Annotated in this window: 17 protein-coding genes; 1 reads left to right on the forward strand and 16 read right to left on the reverse strand. The window is 60.0% G+C overall.

Annotation, left to right across the window (positions count from 1 at the left end; translation table 11 throughout):
* Nucleotides 1–12: 12 nt before the first annotated feature.
* From recN to aqpZ, 8 genes are all read right to left on the reverse strand, one after another.
* Entirely contained in the window at nucleotides 13–1,686 is a 1,674-nt protein-coding gene (gene recN, locus AC13RM_RS09645; RefSeq protein WP_488554894.1) for a DNA repair protein RecN, read from the reverse strand.
* A 12-nt stretch (nucleotides 1,687–1,698) separates the two neighbouring features.
* The gene (locus tag AC13RM_RS09650; protein ID WP_208409191.1) at nucleotides 1,699–2,568 is read right to left on the reverse strand and encodes an outer membrane protein assembly factor BamD; all 870 of its coding nucleotides are present in this window, start codon (nucleotides 2,566–2,568) and stop codon (nucleotides 1,699–1,701) included.
* 287 nt (nucleotides 2,569–2,855) lie between these two features.
* Nucleotides 2,856–3,812 (reverse strand): UDP-3-O-acyl-N-acetylglucosamine deacetylase, encoded by a 957-nt coding sequence (gene lpxC, locus AC13RM_RS09655; protein WP_285171369.1) that lies wholly within the window; start codon nucleotides 3,810–3,812, stop codon nucleotides 2,856–2,858.
* A gap of 330 nt (nucleotides 3,813–4,142) precedes the next feature.
* Complete coding sequence (ftsZ, locus tag AC13RM_RS09660; protein WP_167077942.1) at nucleotides 4,143–5,879, reverse strand: cell division protein FtsZ; 1,737 nt, start codon at nucleotides 5,877–5,879, stop codon at nucleotides 4,143–4,145.
* A gap of 102 nt (nucleotides 5,880–5,981) precedes the next feature.
* Nucleotides 5,982–7,313, reverse strand: coding sequence for a cell division protein FtsA (gene ftsA / locus AC13RM_RS09665; protein ID WP_075850914.1), 1,332 nt, complete (start codon nucleotides 7,311–7,313; stop codon nucleotides 5,982–5,984).
* Nucleotides 7,310–8,242 carry a cell division protein FtsQ/DivIB gene (locus tag AC13RM_RS09670; protein WP_167077940.1) on the reverse strand — a complete coding sequence of 311 codons (933 nt, stop codon included), beginning with the start codon at nucleotides 8,240–8,242 and terminating at the stop codon, nucleotides 7,310–7,312. Before AC13RM_RS09670 ends, ftsA begins: the two co-directional genes overlap by 4 nt.
* A complete protein-coding gene (locus AC13RM_RS09675; protein ID WP_167077938.1) occupies nucleotides 8,230–9,156 on the reverse strand; it encodes a D-alanine--D-alanine ligase in 927 nt (308 codons plus the stop codon). Before AC13RM_RS09675 ends, AC13RM_RS09670 begins: the two co-directional genes overlap by 13 nt.
* Before the next feature lie 300 nt (nucleotides 9,157–9,456).
* The gene (gene aqpZ / locus AC13RM_RS09680; protein WP_113230511.1) at nucleotides 9,457–10,143 is read right to left on the reverse strand and encodes an aquaporin Z; all 687 of its coding nucleotides are present in this window, start codon (nucleotides 10,141–10,143) and stop codon (nucleotides 9,457–9,459) included.
* A gap of 252 nt (nucleotides 10,144–10,395) precedes the next feature.
* On the opposite strand from aqpZ, the gene AC13RM_RS09685 reads away from it, so the two are divergent.
* Nucleotides 10,396–11,727 (forward strand): MFS transporter, encoded by a 1,332-nt coding sequence (locus AC13RM_RS09685; protein ID WP_167077936.1) that lies wholly within the window; start codon nucleotides 10,396–10,398, stop codon nucleotides 11,725–11,727.
* 93 nt (nucleotides 11,728–11,820) lie between these two features.
* On the opposite strand, the gene murB is transcribed toward AC13RM_RS09685, so the two are convergent.
* The 8 genes from murB to AC13RM_RS09725 form a co-directional block, all read right to left on the reverse strand.
* Complete coding sequence (gene murB / locus AC13RM_RS09690; RefSeq protein WP_113230509.1) at nucleotides 11,821–12,795, reverse strand: UDP-N-acetylmuramate dehydrogenase; 975 nt, start codon at nucleotides 12,793–12,795, stop codon at nucleotides 11,821–11,823.
* Nucleotides 12,792–14,207: a UDP-N-acetylmuramate--L-alanine ligase gene (gene murC, locus AC13RM_RS09695; RefSeq protein ID WP_113230508.1), complete on the reverse strand. Its 1,416-nt coding sequence runs from the start codon at nucleotides 14,205–14,207 to the stop codon at nucleotides 12,792–12,794. The genes murB and murC overlap by 4 nt, the downstream gene beginning before the upstream one ends.
* Nucleotides 14,204–15,325, reverse strand: coding sequence for an undecaprenyldiphospho-muramoylpentapeptide beta-N-acetylglucosaminyltransferase (gene murG, locus AC13RM_RS09700; protein ID WP_113230507.1), 1,122 nt, complete (start codon nucleotides 15,323–15,325; stop codon nucleotides 14,204–14,206). The genes murC and murG overlap by 4 nt, the downstream gene beginning before the upstream one ends.
* 180 nt (nucleotides 15,326–15,505) lie before the next feature.
* On the reverse strand, nucleotides 15,506–16,660 hold the full coding sequence (gene ftsW, locus AC13RM_RS09705; RefSeq protein WP_113230506.1) for a putative lipid II flippase FtsW: 1,155 nt from the start codon (nucleotides 16,658–16,660) through the stop codon (nucleotides 15,506–15,508).
* A 1-nt stretch (nucleotide 16,661) separates the two neighbouring features.
* Complete coding sequence (gene murD, locus AC13RM_RS09710; RefSeq protein ID WP_113230505.1) at nucleotides 16,662–18,074, reverse strand: UDP-N-acetylmuramoyl-L-alanine--D-glutamate ligase; 1,413 nt, start codon at nucleotides 18,072–18,074, stop codon at nucleotides 16,662–16,664.
* A gap of 7 nt (nucleotides 18,075–18,081) precedes the next feature.
* Nucleotides 18,082–19,203 (reverse strand): phospho-N-acetylmuramoyl-pentapeptide-transferase, encoded by a 1,122-nt coding sequence (gene mraY / locus AC13RM_RS09715; protein ID WP_113230504.1) that lies wholly within the window; start codon nucleotides 19,201–19,203, stop codon nucleotides 18,082–18,084.
* Nucleotides 19,204–19,214: 11 nt separating this feature from the next.
* Complete coding sequence (locus tag AC13RM_RS09720; RefSeq protein ID WP_113230503.1) at nucleotides 19,215–20,675, reverse strand: UDP-N-acetylmuramoylalanyl-D-glutamyl-2,6-diaminopimelate--D-alanyl-D-alanine ligase; 1,461 nt, start codon at nucleotides 20,673–20,675, stop codon at nucleotides 19,215–19,217.
* Nucleotides 20,672–22,135 carry a UDP-N-acetylmuramoyl-L-alanyl-D-glutamate--2,6-diaminopimelate ligase gene (locus AC13RM_RS09725; protein ID WP_285171360.1) on the reverse strand — a complete coding sequence of 488 codons (1,464 nt, stop codon included), beginning with the start codon at nucleotides 22,133–22,135 and terminating at the stop codon, nucleotides 20,672–20,674. Before AC13RM_RS09725 ends, AC13RM_RS09720 begins: the two co-directional genes overlap by 4 nt.
* Between the last annotated feature and the right edge of the window lie 56 nt (nucleotides 22,136–22,191).

Raw genomic sequence — 22,191 nt, forward strand, 5'->3', positions numbered from 1 at the left:
CCATGGGAGAGATCAGCCGTTGCCAGCCAACAAACGCTTGGCGGCCGCCCTCGCCTCTTCGGTTACCGAAGCACCCGCGAGCATGCGGGCGATTTCCTCGGTGCGATCCTTCGGTTCCATGGTGGCAACGCGTGTGGAAATCTTTTCCGAGCCGTCCGCGACCGGTCCCTTGGAGATCAGGAGATGCGTTGCAGCGCGAGCCGCGACCTGCGGGGCGTGGGTGACCGACAGCACCTGTACGCGATCGGAAAGGCGCTTCAGCCGCTGGCCGATGGCATCGGCCACCGCGCCGCCGACGCCGGTGTCGATTTCGTCGAAGACGAGGGTCGGCGCCGAGCCGCGATCGGCGAGCGCCACCTTCAGCGCCAGCAGGAAGCGTGACAGTTCGCCGCCTGAGGCAACCTTGGTGATCGGTCCCGGCCGCGTGCCAGGGTTCGTCTGTACGTGAAATTCGACGACGTCGATGCCCTCGGCCGTCCCGGCCTCTGGATCGCTTGATATCTCCACCATGAAACGCGCGCGCTCAAGCTTCAGGGCCGGCAATTCGGCCATGACGGCTGAGGCAAGAGCCTCGCCGGCATGGCGACGTTTCTCCGACAAACTGCGCGCGGCAACATCATAATCCGCCTTGGCGGCCGAAAGCTCGGCGGCAAGACGCGCCAGCCGCTCTTCGCCGGCATCGAGATCAGCGAGATCCGAAATCATGCGTGCGGCCAAGGCCGGCAGTTCCGTCACCGGCACGGAATATTTACGCGAGGCGCCCCGCAACGCGAAGAGACGCTCTTCGACCCGCTCCAGTTCGCGCGGATCATATTCTGTTTTGCGGAGTGCTGCTTCCACTTCCATCTGTGCGTTGGACAGCTGATCGAGAGCGGCATCGAGCAGCGCCACGGTATCTTCGAGCAAGCCAGGCGCCTCGTGGCTCTTGCGCTCCAATCGGCGCACCAGCGATGCGATATGCGGCACGGGCGATGCGTTCCCATTGAGGAATTCGGAAGCCTCGGCGATATCGCCGGCAATGCGCTCGGCCTTCATCATCCGCGAGCGCTTCTCAGCCAGTTCATCCTCCTCGCCATCCTGCGGCGAGAGCTTCTCCAGCTCCTCGACGGAGGCGCGGAGATAGTCCGCTTCACGCGCAGCCTTCTCGACCTGCTCGCGATGCTTCTTCAAGGTGCGATCGGTATCGCGCCAGATTTTGTGCAGCTTGGCGACCTCCTGTGCCTCTTCGGCAAGGCCGGCAAAGGCGTCCAGCAAGGTGCGGTGCGCGTCGGTATCGACAAGGGCGCGGTCATCATGCTGACCGTGAATTTCGACGAGGAGCTGGCCGATCTGACGCATGAGCTGCACACTGAGCGCCTGGTCGTTGACAAAGGCCTTGGTGCGGCCATCGGCGGATTGGACACGACGGAAAATCAGATCGCCATCATCGTCGATGCCATTTTCGCGCAGGAGCTTGCGCGCCGGATGCTGTGTACCGACATCGAAAACCGCAGTCACCTGGCCGCGATCCTCGCCATGGCGCACGAGCCCGCCATCGCCGCGCCCGCCAAGGGCCAGCGACAGACTGTCAAGCAGGATGGATTTGCCCGCACCCGTCTCGCCGGTCAACACCGAAAGTCCGGACTCGAAGGCAAGATCCAGCCGCTCGATCAAAACGATATCGCGGATCGAAAGCTGGATCAGCATATGCGCTCAATCTCACGTCCCAAGAAGAAGTTTCTTGCCCGCTCTGGAAATCCAGGAGCCCGAATTTTCGCTCGGCTCCACGCCGCCCTTCTGCAGCAGCTGATAGGAATCCTTATACCAGCGGCTGTCCGGATAGTTGTGGCCGAGAACGGCAGCTGCCGTTTGCGCTTCGGGTACGATACCCATTGCATAATAAGCTTCGACGAGTCGCGCCAGGGCTTCTTCGATCTGGTTCGTCGTCGGATACTGCTCCACCACCACGCGGAAGCGGGAGATGGCAGCCAGATAATCCTTGCGCTCCAGATAATAGCGGCCGACCTGCATTTCCTTGCCTGCAAGCTGATCCTTGGCAAAGCGGATCTTTTCCTGAGCGTCGCTGACATATTGCGACTTCGGATAGGTGTTGACGAGCTTGGTCATCGCCTCGATCGTCTGCTGCGCCGCACGCTGGTCCTGCGTCACGTCGACGATCTGCTTGGCATAGGACGAACCGACCAGATACTGCACATAGTCGGCATCTTCCGAGCCCGGATATTGCTTGAGATAGGTATTGCCGGTCTGTACCGCCTCATCATAGCGACCTGTGCGGTATTTCACGAAGGTGCTCATCACCAATGCCTTGCGCGCCCATTCGGAGAAAGGTTGCTGCTGGTTGATGGCATCGAACTTCTTGCCGGCCTCGGTCATGTTGCCGGCCTTGATGTTGGCAAGGCCCTGATTGTAGAGCATCTCCGGCGGATCGGTCTCGACACCGAGCTTGGTGATGTCGATATCCTTTTTCGTATTACATCCCGTCACCACCGCACCGGTACCGGCCAGAAGGAGCGATACGAGCAAAGCCCGTGCTGTGATATTCATGCGTTCAGACCTTGCAAAACCCATCGGATGACTGTCCCATAGCCGTCGTTGCGGAGACGGCGTTCTCTCTCGCTGGCGTTTCTAGCCGCAAAAACACCATCAGGGCAACGCATTGATGGTGCATTAACGCATTTTTGTGGCAAAGACCGCATATCCGCAGCCTTTAATCACTGTTTTGACAGCGATTTCTCATACCGTCCCTTCCGCATACCGCCGCTTCGCGAGCGAAGACAGACCCGATGAGTCGCCGCCAAAAAAAGAGCCGCCCTTCATCAGAGCGGCAGCTTTGTCTCATTTCGATCCCGAAAAAATCACGCCGACCAGGGAGCGAATTCAGGAGCGTTGACTGCGATGAACTCGCGACCATGACCGCGCTGACGCGGTGCAGAGGTTTCGACGACCTCGTAAGCCGAAGCGTCGCTGAGCAATGCCTTCAGAGCATTCGCATTCATGCGATGGCCGCCGCGATAGGAGCGATAGCAACCAATGAACTGAGCGCCGGCCAGAGCCAGATCGCCAACGGCATCGAGCGTCTTGTGGCGGACGAACTCGTCCTTGGGATAACGCAGGCCTTCGACATTGATGACGGTGTTATCGTCCGAAATGACGACCGAATTTTCCAGCGACGAACCCAGCGCATGGCCCGAAGCCCAGAGAGGTTCGACATCGCGCATGAAGCCGAAGGTACGGGCACGCGACAGTTCCGTCTTGAAGGTCTCAGCGGTCAGATCGCCTTCCCACTTCTGGCGGCCGATCAGCGGGCATTCGAAGTCGATCTCGACTTCGAAGCGCGTGCCGTCATAGGGGCGGAACTCACACCAGGAACCGCCGGCCTCGATCCGCACCGGCTTGATCACGCGGATGTAGCGACGCTTGACACCGAGCGAGACGACACCCGCCTGTTCGATCGCCTCGATGAAGGGATAGGAGCTGCCGTCCATGATCGGCATTTCCGCACCGGACACCTCGACGACGACGTTATCGAGGCCGATCGCATAGATCGCAGCCATGACGTGCTCGACCGTCGCAACGGAGCGCGCCGGAGAAAAACCGAGAACCGTGCAGAGATCCGTATTGCCGACCTGCGAGGAAACGGCGCGCAGTTCGGTCACATCGCCATTGTCATGCAGGCGCTGGAAAACGACACCGCTGCCGGCTTCGGCGGGGTAGAAGGTGATCGACACGTTGGCACCGGAATGAACGCCAATACCGGAAAGTGTCACAGGGTTTGCAATGGTGGTCTGAAAACCAAGCAATCCAATTGCCATGTAATTCTGCCTTCGTCTGTCTGATCCAGGCCGGGCGGTCATCTTCGGACGCTTACCCTTTATTGCCGGTTCAGTCTGTTAACTATGCCACGCACCTCACATACATTCGTCACCGAATGTGATTCAGCGGGCTTGCTTGATATCTACATACGCGCCAGGGCATCGCATTCCAAATCACTGTTTCTTTCGTTTTGTTACGAAAGCAGCCAATTGAATTCGTTGGATAATTTTAAATAAGACAATCGTTATAAAATAAGAAAATCCGGAGCCTTTCGGCCCCGGATTTCTCCAATATGGTTAGCAACCTATTAAAGGGCTGCCTGTTGCGGGTCAGTTCGACTGGCGGCGCAGGAAGGCCGGAATCTCGAGCTGATCGTCCTCATGGCTTGCCATGCGCGCCTGCGGAACCGGTCGGCCCTGATCGTCGAGATTGCCACGGCGTGGAGCATAGAGGCTCGCTTCCTGCGACGGCGTACGACGCTGCTGCGGAGCGGCATTGTTCGTCGAAGCCATCATGTCGTCGAAGGCCGGATCTTCTTCGCGGCGGCCGAGCGAATTGGTGATTCGCTTCAGCAGCCCCATCGGGCCGCGCTCTTCGGTCGCCTGGGCAGCGGCCGGCTGGGCGCGATGTTCCATTTCAGCCTTAACGACCGGCGGGAAATCCTCGACCTTCGGCATGCGGACCTGCTCGGGAGCCTGACGGATGACCGGCTGCTGATGCATGACCGGTGCCTGCGGCTGTGGCTGAACCGGGGCCTGACGAACCGGCTGAGGTTCCGGAGCGGCTGCGAAGATGCGGCTCTGCGGACGGAAGTTATCTTCCGGCGCTGCGGCCTGTTGCATGACCGGTTGTTGCGGCGCCTGAGCCTGCCGGCTCATCTGGAATTCCAGCTCACGCTCGAGATCGGCTTCTGCCGCACGAATGGTCTGAGCGACCGGATCTACGGTACGAGGAGCCGGAGCGGCAGCCTGTGCGGTTTGGGCCTGCGAGACGTGGGCAGGCTGAACTGCGGCCGCTGCCGGAGCGGCGGCCGCGGAAGGACGCATAGCAGGCTTTGCGGCCGGGCGGAATTCCATGCCCCGGTCGGAAGCCTCGTTCATCGCGCGATCGATGCCCGTTGCGACGACAGAAACGCGGATGATGCCCTCAAGCGATTCGTCGAAGGTGGCGCCCAGGATGATGTTGGCGTCAGGATCGACTTCTTCGCGGATGCGGGTTGCAGCTTCGTCGACTTCGAACAGGGTCAGGTCACGGCCGCCGGTGATCGAGATCAGCAGGCCTTGTGCGCCCTTCATCGAGGTTTCGTCGAGCAGCGGGTTGGCAATGGCGGCTTCAGCGGCCTGCATTGCACGACCCTGGCCGGAAGCCTCGCCGGTACCCATCATGGCGCGGCCCATTTCGCGCATGACCGAACGGACGTCGGCAAAGTCGAGGTTGATGAGACCTTCCTTCACCATCAGGTCGGTGATGCAGGCAACGCCCGAATAGAGAACCTGGTCGGCCATCGAGAACGCGTCGGCGAAAGTCGTCTTGTCGTTGGCGATGCGGAACAGATTCTGGTTCGGAATGACGATCAGCGTGTCGACCGACTTCTGCAGTTCCTGGATACCCTGCTCGGCAAGACGCATGCGGCGACCACCTTCGAAGTGGAACGGCTTGGTCACAACGCCGACAGTCAGGATGCCCTTGTTGCGAGCCGCCTGTGCGACGACAGGAGCGGCACCCGTACCCGTACCGCCGCCCATGCCGGCGGTGACGAAGCACATGTGCGTACCGTTCAGGTGATCGATGATTTCATCGATGCACTCTTCGGCAGCTGCACGGCCGACTTCCGGCTGCGAGCCGGCGCCGAGACCTTCCGTGACGTTGACACCGAGCTGGATGATCCGCTCTGCCTTCGTCATGGTCAGCGCCTGAGCATCCGTGTTGGCGACGACGAAATCGACGCCCTGCAAGCCTGCCGTGATCATGTTGTTGACGGCATTGCCGCCACCGCCACCGACACCGAAGACGGTGATTCGCGGCTTAAGCTCGGTGATATCTGGCTTATGCAGCTTGATAGTCATTGTACCCGTTCCTTCTCTTTATGGCCGCATCGCCACGCCGGCCAATTCACTCGATTTCACTTGCCTGACGCTTGCCCCGGAATGAACTCCGGGATCAGGCACTCAAAAACTCTCTTTCAGCCATTGGCCGACGCGGCCGATCCGGCTGTTGTTACCTCCAAACGACGAGAGCAGACCGCTGCTCGGCGCATGTGTTTCCATGTCTGCGACCTGCGGATAGATCATCAGACCGACCGCGGTCGAAAAAGCCGGACCCTTGGCTGCCGTCGGCAAACCAGACACGCCCATCGGACGACCGATGCGGACATTGCGGGCAAGAACACGGCGTGCCACATCGGGCAAACCGGTCAGCTGGCTCGCGCCACCCGTCAGGACGACGCGCTTGCCGACGATCGGGCTGAAGCCCGAACGCTGGATGCGATCGCGAATGAGCTCGAGGGTTTCCTCGATGCGAGCCTTGACGATGCGCGACACCAGCGCCTTCGGCACTTGTGTCGGCTGATCACGCTCGTCTTCGCCGATCGGCGGGATGGAAATCAGTTCACGCTCTTCCGAAGAATTCGCGAGCGCCGAAGCATGAACGACCTTCAGGCGCTCCGCATCCTCGATGCGGGTGGAAAGGCCACGGGCAAGATCGGTGGTGACATGGTGGCCGCCAAGGCTGACGGCATCGGTGTGCACCAGCTTGCCCTCGGCAAAGACCGAAATCGTCGTCGTGCCACCACCCATGTCGATCGCAGCGCAGCCAAGCTCGACCTCATCGTCGACCAGAGCCGCAAGACCGCTGGCATAAGGTGTTGCCACCATGCCTTCGACCGAGAGATGCGCACGGTTGATGCAGAGCTCCAGATTGCGAAGCGCCGCACGCTCGGCCGTTACCACATGCATATCGACACCAAGCGCGTCGCCGAACATCGCCAGCGGATCGCGGATGCCGCGCTCGCCGTCCAGGGAGTAACCGGTCGCCAGCGAATGCAGGACGGCACGCTCCTGGCGGACCGACTGCTGGCAGGCCGCGGCCAGAACCTTCTTGAGATCGTTGGCTTCGACTTCCTGACCGCCGAGATCGATGGTCGCGGTGTAGATATCGCTGCCGAGACGGCCAGCCGAAACATTGACGATCAGGCTGTCGACCGTGAGGCCCGCCATGCGCTCGGCGGCATCGACCGCAAGCCGGACGACACCTTCCAAGGCGTCGAGATCGGCGATCACACCGGTCTTGATGCCGCGTGAACGCTGATGGCCGATACCGATGATCTCGATATTGTGCGTGCGGTTCGGGAGAACCTGGCTCTCCTCGCGCGGCGTCAGCCGGCCGATCATGCAAACGACCTTCGTCGAGCCGATGTCGAGGACCGACACGATATGCGACCGCTTCGAAGAGAGCGGCTTCAACCGAGGCAGGCCGAAATGGGACGAACCAAATAAGCTCATGTATCCTGACCTGCTTTCTTCAAAGCCTTGTTTCTTGCATCGACTGCGGCCTGGCGACGAACTGCGGCATCCGGGGTTAACTCAATGGCGGTACGATCATCGATACGAAGATCGACGGCAGCGATATCGCGCTGCAAAAGATTTTGGTCCTTGTCGAGCTTGGTCAGCCGCGCGAGTGCGTCATCAATATTGTCTTCCGGCAATTTGATGATCACGCCGTTGTCCAGATAGAGATCCCAGCGGCGACCAGCGACACGCACGAAAGCCTTCACGTGACCGCGAATTTCGGGCCACTTCGCAAATTGGTCGTCAATGGAGGCAGCCGCGGTTTCTGCATCACGGCCGACGAAGAGCGGCAGCTTTGCAAACTTGTTGTCACGCAGCGGCGCAATCACGCTGCCATCCTTCTCGATTAGCGAAAGCTCCGAACCGTGCTGCCAAATGGCATAGGCCTTGCGCTCCTTGAGCTTCACTTCGACGGCCTTTGGATAGACCTTTCGAACCTCGACATCCTGAACCCAGGGCAGGTTGGCGATCTTCTGGCGGGCCGCATCGGCATTTAGGGCAACGAGCGAAGTCGTGCCATCAAGACCGAGCAGCTGCAGGATTTCAATTTCGGAGGTCTCGTCATTGCCGGAGACTTTTACATCCTCGATCGCAAAACCGGCAGCAGAGGTGGTTGCCTCCGCGACCGCCTGGGTGTGGCCGCCAACGGACATGCCATAAAGGCCAGTCGCCGCAAGGAGAACGAGGGTCGAGACCGTACCCGTGTGAGCCGGAATATTGATGCGACCCGAACCGAGACTGACCAGGAAGCGAACGGCACGGCGCAGCGGACGCGGCAGGACGAATGCGTCCTCGACGTCGTCGATGGCGAGCGGGACGCGATGACGGGACCGCCTCATATTTTTGACCGTCAGCGCAAACAAGACGCGTCCTCCACCATCCACCGGAGAAATTCACCAAAAGAGTAGCCGGCATGAGCGGCCATTTCAGGCACCAGGGAGGTAGGAGTCATGCCGGGCTGGGTGTTGATCTCCAACCAGACAAGTTCGCCCTCTTCGAAAAAGCGATCGTCAAAACGGAAGTCAGATCGACTAACACCGCGGCAGCCGATAGCTTCATGCGCCCTTAACGATAATGTTTGTATCTTTTGGTAAAGATTCGGTGAAATTTCCGCCGGCAAGACATGTTTTGAGCCACCCTTGGCGTACTTGGCGTCATAATCATAGAAGCTGTGACCGAGCGGCACGATCTCCGTAACACCCAGAACCTTGCCATCCATCACACCGCAGGTCAGCTCACGTCCGTAGATATAACGCTCGACCAGAACCTCGTCGCCATAGCGCCATTCGGCCGAAGTAACGATCTGCGGCGGATGCGCCTGATCTTCCTTGACGATCACGACACCGAAGCTAGACCCCTCGCGCACCGGCTTGACGACATAGGGCGGCTTCATCGGGTGCTCGCCGACAATGGCGAAACGATCCATGACGATTGAACTCGCAACCGGAATGCCCGCAGCAGCAGCAACCGTCTTCGCACGGGATTTATCCATCGCAAGAGCCGAGGCAAGCACGCCGGAATGCGTATAGGGAATCTGCAGATATTCCAGAATGCCCTGAATGGTACCGTCTTCACCGAAAGGGCCATGCAATGCATTGAAGACCACGTCGGGCTTCAACTCGGCCAAGCGACTGACGACGTCATGATCGACATCCACACGGGTAACCTGGAAGCCTTCCGCCTCAAGGGCATCGGCACATGCCTTTCCCGAGGACAGGCTGACAGGCCTCTCCGAGGAAAATCCGCCCAAAAGGACAGCCACATGCTTGCCACCCATCAATACCCCCGACTCCACGGTCTCTACTTTGCGTTTGCAGGGCCTCGCCTAACCGCGATTCTCGCCCCGTTTTCAATAGGTCGATTAGAACGACATTAAGGTTAATGAAGCGTTTACTTTCGTTAACTTTCCGCCGCTCTAGCGATGGCCGAATGGTTCGAATCAAACCGACTTAAAGAATTCTGCCATTGGAATCATGGAGTTGCTACTTTTGAAATCGCTACATTTAGATTTTTTTAAACAATAAGCCCCGCATCGACGGACCGATGCGAGGCTCCAGGCTTTGAAATAAGGCCGAAATCACTCGCTGTCGTCGACCAGTTTCCAGACCAATCCGCCCAACGCTCCGCCGATGATGGGCGCCACCCAGAACAGCCAAAGCTGCTGAAGAGCCCAACCGCCGACGAATAAGGCCTGCCCCGTCGAGCGGGCCGGATTGACCGACGTGTTGGTGATCGGAATCGAGATCAGATGGATCAGCGTCAGCGCTAGGCCGATGGCGATGGGCGCAAAGCCGGCCGGCACCTTGCTGCTCGTTGACCCGAGAATCACGACGAGGAAAAACAAAGTCAGCACGATCTCGGCCACCAATGCCGAAACCAGTGAATAGCCACCCGGCGAATGTTCGCCATAACCATTCGCCGCAAAGCCGCCGAGCTGGAAATCAGCCTTGCCGCTTGCGATCAGATAGAGCACGGCCGCGGCGACGACGGCGCCGATGACCTGCGCGACAATATAGGGGATGAGCTGCGTACCGGGAAAGCGGCCAGCCACCGTCAGGCCGACCGAAACGGCCGGATTGAAGTGCCCTCCTGATATACCGCCGACGGCAAAAGCCATGGTCAGCACAGTCAGACCGAATGCAAGAGCAACGCCTAGAAAACCAATACCGAGGCTCGGAAAGGCTGCTGCGAAAATCGCACTGCCGCAGCCGCCGAAAACGAGCCAAAACGTCCCAAGAAACTCAGCGATGAGTTTTTTCTGCATGAAACCCTTCTCCTCAGCCCGCAATCCAAGCGAGAATCGGCCATTGGCGAAAAGATTCCGGTAAGGACTCGCCGGAGCACGCCTCTCCAACAACAAACGCCGCCTGATTGCCCACGAATCAACATTACGGCAAAATAGTAGCACGCAACCGCTGATTTCTTGCGCAGTTAGCGTTTGCGTTGAACAAAAATTACGCTAAGGACAATTTTTATCCGCTAAGCGTACCTTAGCATCCTCTGAATTGGTGGGAACATGACTGACGCGATATCTCCTTTATCGCCGACCCCCTCGTCATCGAACAATGCTGTTGCGAATTCCCCGGCACGTGTTCTGATCGCGAGCCTTATCGGCACAACGATCGAATTTTTCGATTTCTATGTTTATGCAACGGCAGCGGTTATCGTCTTCCCGAAGCTGTTCTTCCCGGCAAGCGATCCGACTTCGGCAACGCTGCAATCCTTCGCGACCTTCTCCATCGCCTTCTTCGCGCGCCCGATCGGCGCCATGATCTTCGGCCACTTCGGCGACCGAATCGGCCGCAAGGCGACGCTTGTCGCGGCTCTGATGACCATGGGTCTCTCGACCGTCGTGATCGGTATGCTGCCGACCTATGAGTCGATCGGCGTTCTTGCACCGATTCTGCTGGCGCTCTGCCGCCTCGGCCAGGGTCTTGGACTCGGCGGCGAATGGGGCGGCGCTGTATTGCTTGCGACGGAAAACGCGCCGGAAGGCAAACGCAGCTGGTATGCCATGTTCCCGCAACTCGGCGCACCCATCGGCTTCATCTTTTCGGCAGGTCTCTTCCTCATCCTGCGCGAAACCATGGCAGATACGGATTTCCTCAACTATGGCTGGCGCGTTCCCTTCCTGATCAGCATCGTGCTGGTCGCTGTCGGTCTTTATGTCCGCCTGAAGATCACCGAAACCCCGGAATTCCAGCGCGCCATCGAGAAGGAAGAGCGCGTTTCTGTTCCGATCGCAGTCATCTTCCGCTCGCACTTCCGCAGCCTGATCCTCGGCACCATCATCGCGGTGGCGACCTTCGTGCTGTTCTATCTGATGACGGCATTCACCCTGAGTTGGGGCACTCGCCCACCGGGCAACGGTCCGCTTCCGGCCGGCCTCGGCTACTCACAGGGCCAGTTCCTGGTCGTTCAGCTCGTCGGCGTCGTCTTCTTCGGCCTGATGATCCCGGTCTCCGGTCTCCTGTCCGACCGCTATTCCCGCCGCCTCGTCCTCATCCTGACGACGATCGGTATCCTCATCTTCGGCCTGTTCTATTCATCGCTGCTGACGGCTGGCCTTGCCGGCGCCTTCGCCTGCTCGATCATCGGTCTTGCCCTGATGGGCTTTACCTATGGCCCGATCGGCGCCGCTCTGGCGGCGCCCTTCCCGACCACCGTGCGCTATACCGGTGCGTCCATGACGTTCAATCTAGGCGGCATCGTCGGCGCATCCTTGGCACCCTACATTGCCACATCGCTCGCGACCAATTACGGCCTTGTCTATGTCGGCTACTACCTCGCCGGTGCCGCAGTGCTCTCGCTGATCGGCATCCTGCTCTCGGGCAATGACGAAGTCTGAGAAAACAGGCATAACCAATTGAAAAGGCCGGGTGAAAACCCGGCCTTTTTTCTTGAATCATTTTATGAAGACGGCACCGACTGCAATCGGGATCTACTCGGTCGTCACACCCTGGAACGGGCGGACTTCCCGGCCCGGCATGAAGTGGCCGAGGCGCTTAATTTCCCACTCCAGCTTGATGCCGGATTTTTCGAAAACCTCGCGACGCACCTGCTCGCCGAGATATTCCAGATCGTAGCCCGTCGCCTGCTCCATGTTGATCATGAAGTTGCAATGCAGCGACGACATCTGGGCGCCACCGATAACCAGACCACGGCAACCCGCCTCGTCGATCAGCTTCCAGGCAGAGAAACCATCCGGATTCTTGAAGGTTGAGCCACCGGTCTTCTCGCGTACCGGCTGCACCGTTTCGCGGTGAGCGCGCACGGCATCCATCTCGGTACGGATCTTGGCACGATCCTCCGGGTATCCCTCGAAGAGGACATGGGTAAAGATCAGATCTTCAGACGCATCGGAATGTCGATAGCTGTACCCCATCTCGGCATTGGTCAGCACGTGCTTGTCGCCCTTGCGGTCGACCGCATGCACTTCGATGACGCGCTCACGGGTTTCGGCGCCATTGGCGCCCGCATTCATCCGCGCAGCACCACCGATACTCCCCGGAATGCCGTAATAGAAATGGAAACCGCCGATGCTGTTGTCCATCGCCATGGCCGCGACATGCTTGTCCGGGCAGATCGCACCGGCCAAGATGCGGTTCTCGCCGGCAAGCTCGACCGAGCCGAAACCCTTGGCAGAAAGCCTGAGGACAACGCCCGGAATGCCGCCATCACGCACCAATATGTTCGAACCCACGCCGACGACCGTGAGCGGCACATCTTCCGGCAGGATCTTCAGGAAGGCGATGAGATCGTCCGTGTCATGCGGCTGGAACATCAGTTCCGCCAGCCCGCCAGCACGGAACCACGTCACACGATCCATCGGAGCGTCCGGCGTCAGCCGGCCCCTGATGTCCTTTACACCGTCGCCAAGCGACGCCAGAAGCTTTTCCCCATCTACCTGTTTCATGCGGACTTACCCGAGAGGCCTTCCAATTCCTTTGGCAATGATGCTGCCCAATACGTGATGCTACCAGCCCCCAACAGAACCACAAAATCCCCTGGTTGCGCAATCTCTGCAACCATGGCGGCAAGATCTTCCTGTGATGGCAGATAGCGTGCGTCGCGATGACCGCTGGCTTTGATACGCGAAACCAGCGTTTGCGAATCCACGCCCTCGATCGGCTCTTCGCCGGCGGCATAGACCGGCGCCAGGAAGATGCTGTCGGCATCATTGAAGCAGGCCGCAAACTCCTCGAAGAGGCTCGACAGGCGCGTATAGCGGTGCGGCTGGTGGACGGCGATGATGCGGCCCTTGCAGGCTTCGCGCGCGGCCTTCAGCACAGCTTTGATTTCGACGGGGTGGTGACCGTAATCGTCGAAGACCTTGACCCCGTTCCATTCGCCGGTCAGCGTGAAGCGGCGCTTGACACCGCCGAAGGATGCAAGCCCCTTGGCGATCGCCTCACTGGAAATCCCCAGCCGGTTGGCAACAGCAACTGCAGCCGTTGCATTGGAAATATTGTGGCGGCCGGGCATAGGCATGACGAGATCCTTGATCTGGATCACCTTGCCGGTACGGCGCCTGCGAATTTCGATATCGAACAGCGAACGTGTGCCGTCGATCCGCACATTCGAAAAACGCACGTCTGCCTGCGGGTTCTCGCCATAGGTGATGACCTTGCGGTCCTCGATGCGTCCGACAAGCGACTGCACTTCCGGATGGTCGATGCACATGACGCCGAAACCGTAGAACGGCACGTTCTCGACGAATTGCCGGAAAGCAGCGCGGACGGCATCGAAATTGCCGTAATGGTCGAGATGTTCGGGATCGATATTGGTGACGACGGCGACATCGGCCGGCAGCTTCAGGAAGGTGCCATCCGATTCATCGGCCTCGACCACCATCCACTCGCCCTCACCCATGCGCGCATTGGTGCCATAGGCGTTGATGATGCCGCCATTGATGACTGTGGGATCAAGTCCGCCGGCTTCGAGCAGCGTTGCGACGAGCGATGTCGTCGTCGTCTTGCCATGCGTGCCACCGATGGCGATGGCGTTGCGGAAACGCATCAACTCGGCCAGCATTTCGGCACGGCGCACGACCGGCAGCAGCTTTTCACGCGCGGCGACGAGCTCGGGATTGCTCTTCTTGATGGCTGTGGAGACAACGACGACCTCTGCATCGCCGAGGTTCTCAGCCTTGTGACCGATATGGACCGGAATGCCCTTGTCGCGCAGCCGCTGCACGTTGGCGCTTTCCGACTGATCGGAACCTTGCACGCGATGGCCAAGGTTATGCAGAACCTCGGCAATGCCGCTCATTCCGATGCCACCAATACCGATAAAATGCACAAGGCCGATTGCCTTCGGCAGCTTCATGCGCCTGCCCCCTTGAATTGCTGAATTGAACGTCCCGCGGCAATAGCCTCAACCATGTCGGCAAGCAAGTTTGCCGCATCCGGCTTGCCCGCCTGCTTGGCTGATGCAGCCATCTTTGCGAGCTTTTCCGGCATGGTCATGGCGCCGCGCAGGATGGTGGAAAGTTTCTCCGGCGTCAGTTCGGACTGCACGATGACCTTGACGCCACCGGTTGCCGCGAGTGCAGCCGCATTGGCTGCCTGGTCGTGATCGAGCGCATGCGGATAAGGAACCAGGATCGCCGGGCGCCCGATGACGGCAAGCTCCGAAACCGTGGAGGCACCGGAGCGGCAGAGAACCAGATGCGCAGCACCGATGCGCTCCGCCATGTCGTTGAAGAACGGCGCGACATCGGCGCCCATCTCAAGCTTTCTCGTGCAGCTATTGACCGTCTCCATATCCTCAGGGCGCACCTGCTGCGTGATCCGCAGGCGCTTGCGCAGCGGCTCCTCAAGCAGGCTGATCGCCGTCGGAACGGCCTTCGAAAAATATTGCGCGCCCTGGCTGCCGCCGAACACGACGAGGTTAAACGGATCTTCCGGACCAGATGGCACATACGGACGCTTGGCCGCCTCGATGACGGCCGGACGCACGGGATTGCCCGTGGTCACCGTCTTCTCGGCAAATGCGCCGTTTTCCGTGAGGAAGCCGCCGGCAATCGCACGCACGCGCGTCGCCAGCATCTTGTTGGCGCGGCCCATGACAGCATTCTGCTCATGCAACATGGACGGGACGCCCATACGCGTCGCCGCGAGAAGCGGCGGAACCGTCGGATAGCCACCGAAGCCGACGACACAGACGGGCTTGATGCGCTGGATCAGCTTGCGCGCTGCGCGCATGCCGGTCCACAGCGTCCAGAGGGCTTGCGCGACATTCACCGGGTTCTTCGAACCGATCGTTGCCGAGGGTACGACATGGATTTCGTCGGCCGGGAATTTGCCGGCATAGCGTTCGGCACGGCTGTCGGTGACGAGGTGCACGGAATAGCCGCGCTCCTTCAGCTTATAAGCCAGTGCTTCGGCCGGAAATACGTGACCGCCGGTACCACCGGCGGCAAGAAGGACAATGCCTTTACTCATGATTTTCGCTCCCGCGAATACCCACTACTCGGGGCATCTCCCTAATATAGGAAGCCGCCCCGACCGCGTCATCGGCGCGGGCCAAGCCCCCCTCATAGACCGGCGCTTCGGGAAAAGCGACCGGAGAATGAGGAGCAGGCAGGAGATATGAGGAGCAGATGGCCGATAGTCCCAAGACGCTCACTCCGCCGGCAAACCGTGCGTCACTCGGAACATGGTGCGATCCTGCGCGCGCTTTTCCGGCCTGTGACGCGTGAGTGCCAGAATGAAGCCAGCCGTCACACAGATCGCGGTCATCGACGAACCGCCGTAGGAAATCAGCGGCAGCGTCATGCCCTTGGCCGGAAGCAGCTGCAGGTTCACGCCGATGTTGATGATCGACTGGATGCCGATCTGCAGCACCAGGCCGGCGACGGCAAAACGATTGAAGTCGTTCTTCTCCTTGTAGGCATGCGAGAGGCCGCGCAGCACGAGGAAGCCGAAGATCAGCACGAGCACCATGCAGAAGATGGCGCCGAACTCTTCGGCCGCCACCGAGAAGATGAAGTCGGTATGGGCGTCCGGGATGATGCGCTTGACGATGCCCTCGCCAGGACCGACGCCGAACCAGTTGCCGTGGACGATCGCTTCCTTGGCGGTGTCGACCTGGAACGTGTCACCCTCGCCCGTCAGGAACTTGTTGACGCGTTGCGCCACGTGATCGAAGACATAATAAGCGGTGACGAAACCGCCGGCGCCAAGACCGCCAAGCACGATGATCCACAGCCAGGGCATGCCGGCCATGAAGAACATGCCACCCCAGACGGCAGTCGTCAGGATCGTCTGCCCAAGGTCAGGCTGGGCGACGAGCAAAGCGACGACGATGCCGAAAAGAATGATGGCGAAGAGATTGCCGGGAATCTCCGGCTGGCGCGCATGTTCGGAAAACAGCCAGGCGCAGACGACGACGAAAGCCGGCTTCATGAATTCCGAAGGCTGAATCGACAAGGCGGCGATATTGACCCAGCGCCGCGAGCCCTTGACCTCGATGCCGAAGAAAAGCGCAAAAAGCATCATCGCCAGTGACACTATCAGCAGAATGACTGCCGTTCGTCGCACCTGTCTGGGCGTCATGAAGGAAATGCCGATCATCGCCGCGACCGCCGGGACGAGGAACAGGGCGTGGCGCTTGACGAAGTGGAACGGCTCAAGCCCGATGCGCTCCGCTACCGCCGGCGAAGCCGCGAAGGACAGCATGAAGCCGATGCCGATCAAGAGGATGAAAAGGGCGAGAAACACGCGGTCGATGGTCCAGAACCACTCGGCCAAGGCCCCACGTTCAACGCGGCTTACCATATCATTTGCCTCCAGTTGCTGAACCGATCAGCATGGTGACGCCATCGATCGCAGCGACATGGCTGACGAAGGCGTCGCCCCTGACCTCGAAATTCTTATACTGATCGAAGCTTGCGCAGGCCGGTGACAGCATTACTGCCGCGGACTCGTGCTCATCCCTGTCCGCGTCTGCAGCAGCATGTGCCACGGCGCGTTCCAGCGTGCCGGAAATTTCATAGGGAACCAGGTCGCCGAGCGTCGCCGCAAAGGCAGGTGCCGCTTCACCGATCAGATAGGCCTTGGCGATACGCGGGAAGAGCGGCGCCAGGCTGGTGATGCCACCCTCCTTCGGCAGGCCGCCGGCGATCCAGTAGATATTCTCGTAGCTCGAAAGCGCAGGCGCGGCCGCATCCGCATTGGTCGCCTTGGAATCGTTGACGAAGACGACCCGGCCGCGCCTTCCGACAGGCTGCATGCGATGCTTGAGTCCTGGGAAGGATTTCAGGCCAGCGCGAATTTCCTCCGCGGAAACGCCAACAGAGAGGCAAGCGGCAATTGCAGCCGCCGCATTCTGTGCGTTATGGCCGCCGCGCAGCGTTTGAATACCGTCGAGATCGGCGATCTCGCTTGCCGCACCGTTCGATGCCTGCAGGATGCGGCTACCCTCGGCATAGAGACCATCCGCCAATGCGTGCCGACGTGAAATTCGTGTGACCTTGCCGCCAGCTCGCTCGATGCGGTCGGCGATCAACGAGGAATGGCTGTCATCGATGCCGACGACGGCGACATCGCTGCCCGCGACAAGCCGCTCCTTGATGTCGGCATAGTGCTGCATCGTGCCGTGGCGGTCGAGATGATCGGGCGTCAGGTTCAAGAGAATGCCGGCCGAAGGATTGAGCGTCGGCGCCAGGTCGATCTGGTAGGAGGAGCATTCGACGACGTAGAAACGCCCCGCCTTCGGTGGGTCGAGCGTCAGCACCGCCGTACCGATATTGCCGCCGAGCTGCGTGTCACGCCCGCTCGATTGCAGGATATGAGCGATCAGCGCAGTCGTCGTCGATTTGCCGTTTGTTCCGGTGATGGCGATGAACGGGCAATCCGGTGCATGTGCCCGCCGCTCTCTGACGAAAAGCTCGACATCGCCGATAATCTCAACGCCGGCAGCGTGGGCAAGATCGACGGTCCAGTGCGGCTTTGGATGCGTCAGCGGCACGCCGGGCGACAAAACGAAGACCGACAGACCATTCCAGTCGATCGTTCTCAAATCGGCGACCGCTATCCCTTCGGCAGCCGCCTTCGCCACGCTGTCCGGATTATCGTCCCAGGCTGTGACGTCGGCGCCGCCGGCAACGAGAGCGCGCGCCGTGGCAAAGCCTGAGCCGCCAAGGCCGAAAAGAGCGACCTTTTTTCCGTTCAGCGTGGAGACTGATATCATCGACGCCTCACCGCAGCTTCAGGGTGGAGAGGCCGATCATCGCCAGGATGACGGCGACGATCCAGAACCGCACGACGACCTGGCTTTCCGTCCAGCCCTTCTTTTCGAAGTGATGGTGGATGGGCGCCATCAGGAACACGCGGCGCTTCGTCATCTTGAAGAAACCGACCTGGATGATGACGGAAAGCGCCTCGAGCACGAAGAGACCGCCGATGATCGCCATGACGATCTCGTGCTTGGTGGCGACGGCAACGGAGCCGATCATGCCGCCGAGAGCCAGCGAACCGGTATCGCCCATGAAGATGGCCGCCGGCGGCGCATTGAACCAGAGGAAACCGAGGCCGGCGCCGATGACCGCGCCAAGCACCACGGCAAGCTCGCCCGTACCGGGCACGAAATTGATCGCGAGATAGTCGGCGAAGACGAAGTTGCCGGCGAGGTAGGCGATGACGCCGAAGGACGCGGCAGCGATCATGACGGGCACGATGGCAAGCCCGTCGAGACCGTCGGTCAGATTGACAGCATTGCCGGCGGCAACAATGACGAAAGCACCAAAAAATACGAAGAACATGCCGAGATTAAGCAGCAGGCTTTTGAAGAAGGGGAAGGCGACCGACGAGCCGAAGGTCGAACCGGCCGGACCGGAAGACAGCGCCGTCGTCATCATGAAATAGACGGCAATCGCGGCAATCACGAATTCGATGCCCAAACGCGCACGGCCGGAAAAGCCCTTGTCGCTCTGCTTGGTGACCTTGAGATAGTCGTCATAGAAGCCGATGGCGCCGAAGCCGAGCGTTACCAGCAGGGTGGCGACGACATAGACATTGGCAAGATCAGCCCAAAGCAGCGACGAGACGACGATGCCGGCGAGGATCATCAGGCCGCCCATGGTCGGCGTGCCGGCCTTCTTGAAATGTGTCTGCGGACCATCGGCGCGGATCGGTTGCCCTTTGCCCTGACGCACACGCAGGGAGGAGATGATTCGCGGCCCGAAGAGAAAAACGATCAACGCTGACGTGAACAGGGCACCGCCGGTACGGAACGTGATGTATCTGAACAGATTGAGGAATCTGAAGTGTGTACTGAAAAAATGAATATGGTCCGACAGTTCGGCAAGCCAGATCAGCATAAGAGCCCTTTCTAAAGCCCCTGATGGGTATGGGGGCTCGTGTCGGAAAATGCGGGGAACTTGTCAAGCAAGCCCGCGATGATCTTTCCGAACCCCATTCCCAGCGACGATTTCACCATCAACACATCGCCGGGGGCGACAGAATTGAGCGCGAATTCCGAGAGCTCCTCAGTCGTCTCGTGATATTCGACATGAACACTTTCCGGCAGCTCATCCCTCAAAGCCGCCATCTCCGGACCCGCCAGCCAGACATGCTCGATGCCGGCGGCCAGCAACGGCCCGGCAAGGTTGGCATGAACGCGCTGGGCATAATCCCCCATTTCCAACATATCGCCGAGCATGGCGATCCGCCTGCCCGACCGTCCGCCTGGCCCTGCATGCGGCGATGTCGTCGCCAGCAGCGCGATGGCCGCGCGCATGGATGCGGGATTGGCGTTGTAGCTTTCGTCGATCAGCGTGAAATAGCCGTTGCCGATCGCGCGCTTGTGACGTTGACCCCTGCCCTTTTCCGGCTGCAGGTCTGCAAGGGCATCGACCGCCTGGTCGAGATCGGCCTCCACGAGCATGACGGCTCCGAGCACGGCAAGCGCATTTTCCGCGATATGGCGGCCGGGTGCGCCGAGCGCCACCTCCATGGTCTCGCCGCCAATCGTCAGCCAAAGTGTCGAATTCTCTTCCGAGGCGTTGAACTCAGCGAGGCGGACATCCGCCTTCGCATGCTGGCCGAAGCTATGGATATGCTCGATACCGGCTGCCATGGCAGCCTTCTCCAGCATTTCGAACTGATCATTGTCGTGATTGAGGATGGCATGACCACCCGGCACGACGCCGTCGAAAATCTCCGCCTTTGCGGCAGCAATCTCGGTGATGCTGTTGAAATTGCCGAGATGGGCCGGCGCTATCGTGGTGATGATCGCCACATGCGGCTGCACCATCTTGACGAGCGGCCTGATCTCTTCGGGATGGTTCATACCGATCTCGAAAACGCCGAAATCGGTATCTTCCGGCATGCGGGCCAATGTCAGCGGAACGCCCCAATGATTGTTGAAGGAAGCAACGGAGGCGTGCACCTTGCCCGAAGGCGTCAGCGCACGGCGCAGCATCTCCTTGGTCGTCGTCTTGCCGACCGAGCCGGTGACGGCGATGATCTTCGCCTGCGTGCGCTTACGGGCGGCGACACCGAGCCGCGCAAGCGCCGCCAATACGTCGTCCACAACGACTTTCGGCACGGTCAGGCTGCCCATCGCCGGCAGCCGTGCCTCACTGATCACGATGAAGGCGGCGCCGTTCGCCATAGCGATATTGGCATAGTCATGGCCGTCGACGCGATCGCCCTTGATGGCGAAAAAGGCTTCGCCTGGCTGGATGGAACGACTGTCTATGGAAATGCCCGTGATACCAGCGGGCAGCGATCCAACGAAGCGGCCCGAGATTGCAGCGATCAGATCCTCAGTTGTCCATAGCCAGCTCAAGACTTCAAATCCTCCAATGCTTTGCGCAATTCGGCATGATCGGAGAACGGTAGCGTGACGCCGCCGATCGTCTGACCTTCCTCATGCCCCTTACCGGCGACGATCAGCGTGTCGCCGGATTTCAGCAGACCGACAGCCTTGCGGATCGCTTCGGCGCGATCGCCGATCTCCGTCGCGCAAGCCGCAGCCGCCATGATTTCCGCGCGGATCGTCGCCGGATCCTCGGAGCGCGGATTGTCGTCGGTGACAACGACGACATCGGCAAGACGGCAGGCGATCTCGCCCATGATCGGACGCTTGCCGCGATCGCGATCGCCGCCGCAACCGAAGACGACGATGACGCGTCCCGTCGTGAACGGCCGCACCGAATTCAGGACGTTTTCCAGCGCATCCGGCTTGTGGGCATAGTCGACATAGGCGAGCGCACCGTCATGTGTATGACCGACAAGCTCCAGGCGGCCAGACGCACCGACGAGCCTTTCCAGCGCTGCCATGGCAACCGGTGCGGCAACACCTGTCGAAATGGCGAGGCCAGCTGCGACCAGCGCATTGGCAATCTGGAAATCGCCTGCGAGCGGGATATGAACTTCAAAGATGTCGTCGCCGACATGAACCTCGGCGATCTGCTTGTGGCGAAAGTGTTCGACGCGCTTCAACGTCAGGAAATCACCCTTGCGCCCGACAGTGCGGACATCATGCCCAGCCTCCTGTGCAGCGGCAATCGCCTGCGCGGACCAGGCATCATCGGCAAAGATAACGGCTGGTAAACCCTTCGGCAGCAGGTCGCGGAACAGCCGCATCTTGGCGGCCATGTAGTCCTCGATCGTCGGATGATAATCCATGTGATCACGGCCGAGATTGGTGAAGGCGGCAGCGGCAAGCTTCACGCCATCAAGCCGGAATTGGTCTAGGCCATGACTGGATGCTTCCATGGCCGCATGCGTGACGCCCTCGTCCGCCAATTCGCCAAGAAGCTTGTGCAGCGATACCGGATCGGGTGTGGTCAACGCGCCATATTCGTTGCGGCTGGGCGAAACGACGCCCGTCGTGCCGATCATGGCGGCCGGATGGCCGGCATGAGCCCAGATCTGACGTGTGAAGGAAGCAACCGAAGTCTTACCCGCAGTTCCCGTCACCGCCACCATCGTTTCCGGCTGCCGTCCGTAGAAACGTGCAGCGGCGACAGCAAGGAACCGGCGTGGCTCGGAGACCTGCAAGACGGGCACATTACCGGCATTGGCCTCATGACCCGCAATGATAACGGAGGCACCGCGCGAAACGGCATCGGCGATAAAGCTTGCGCCGTCGGCCTTTGTGCCGACAACGGCTGCGAACGCCATGCCTGGCGCCACCTTACGGCTGTCGGCGGAGATCCCGCTTATCTCAAGATCGCCAAGCGCTCCGCCAATGTGTGTGTTGAGTTCCGGAAACACGTTTCCGGCAATATCCCGCAAGTTCATCGAATGTACTTTTCGCCTTCTCGATCAGTCCGCCCCTCGCGAATCGACGTGTGTAT

The sequence above is a fragment of the Martinezella sp. CNPSo 3732 genome, from assembly GCF_057784515.1.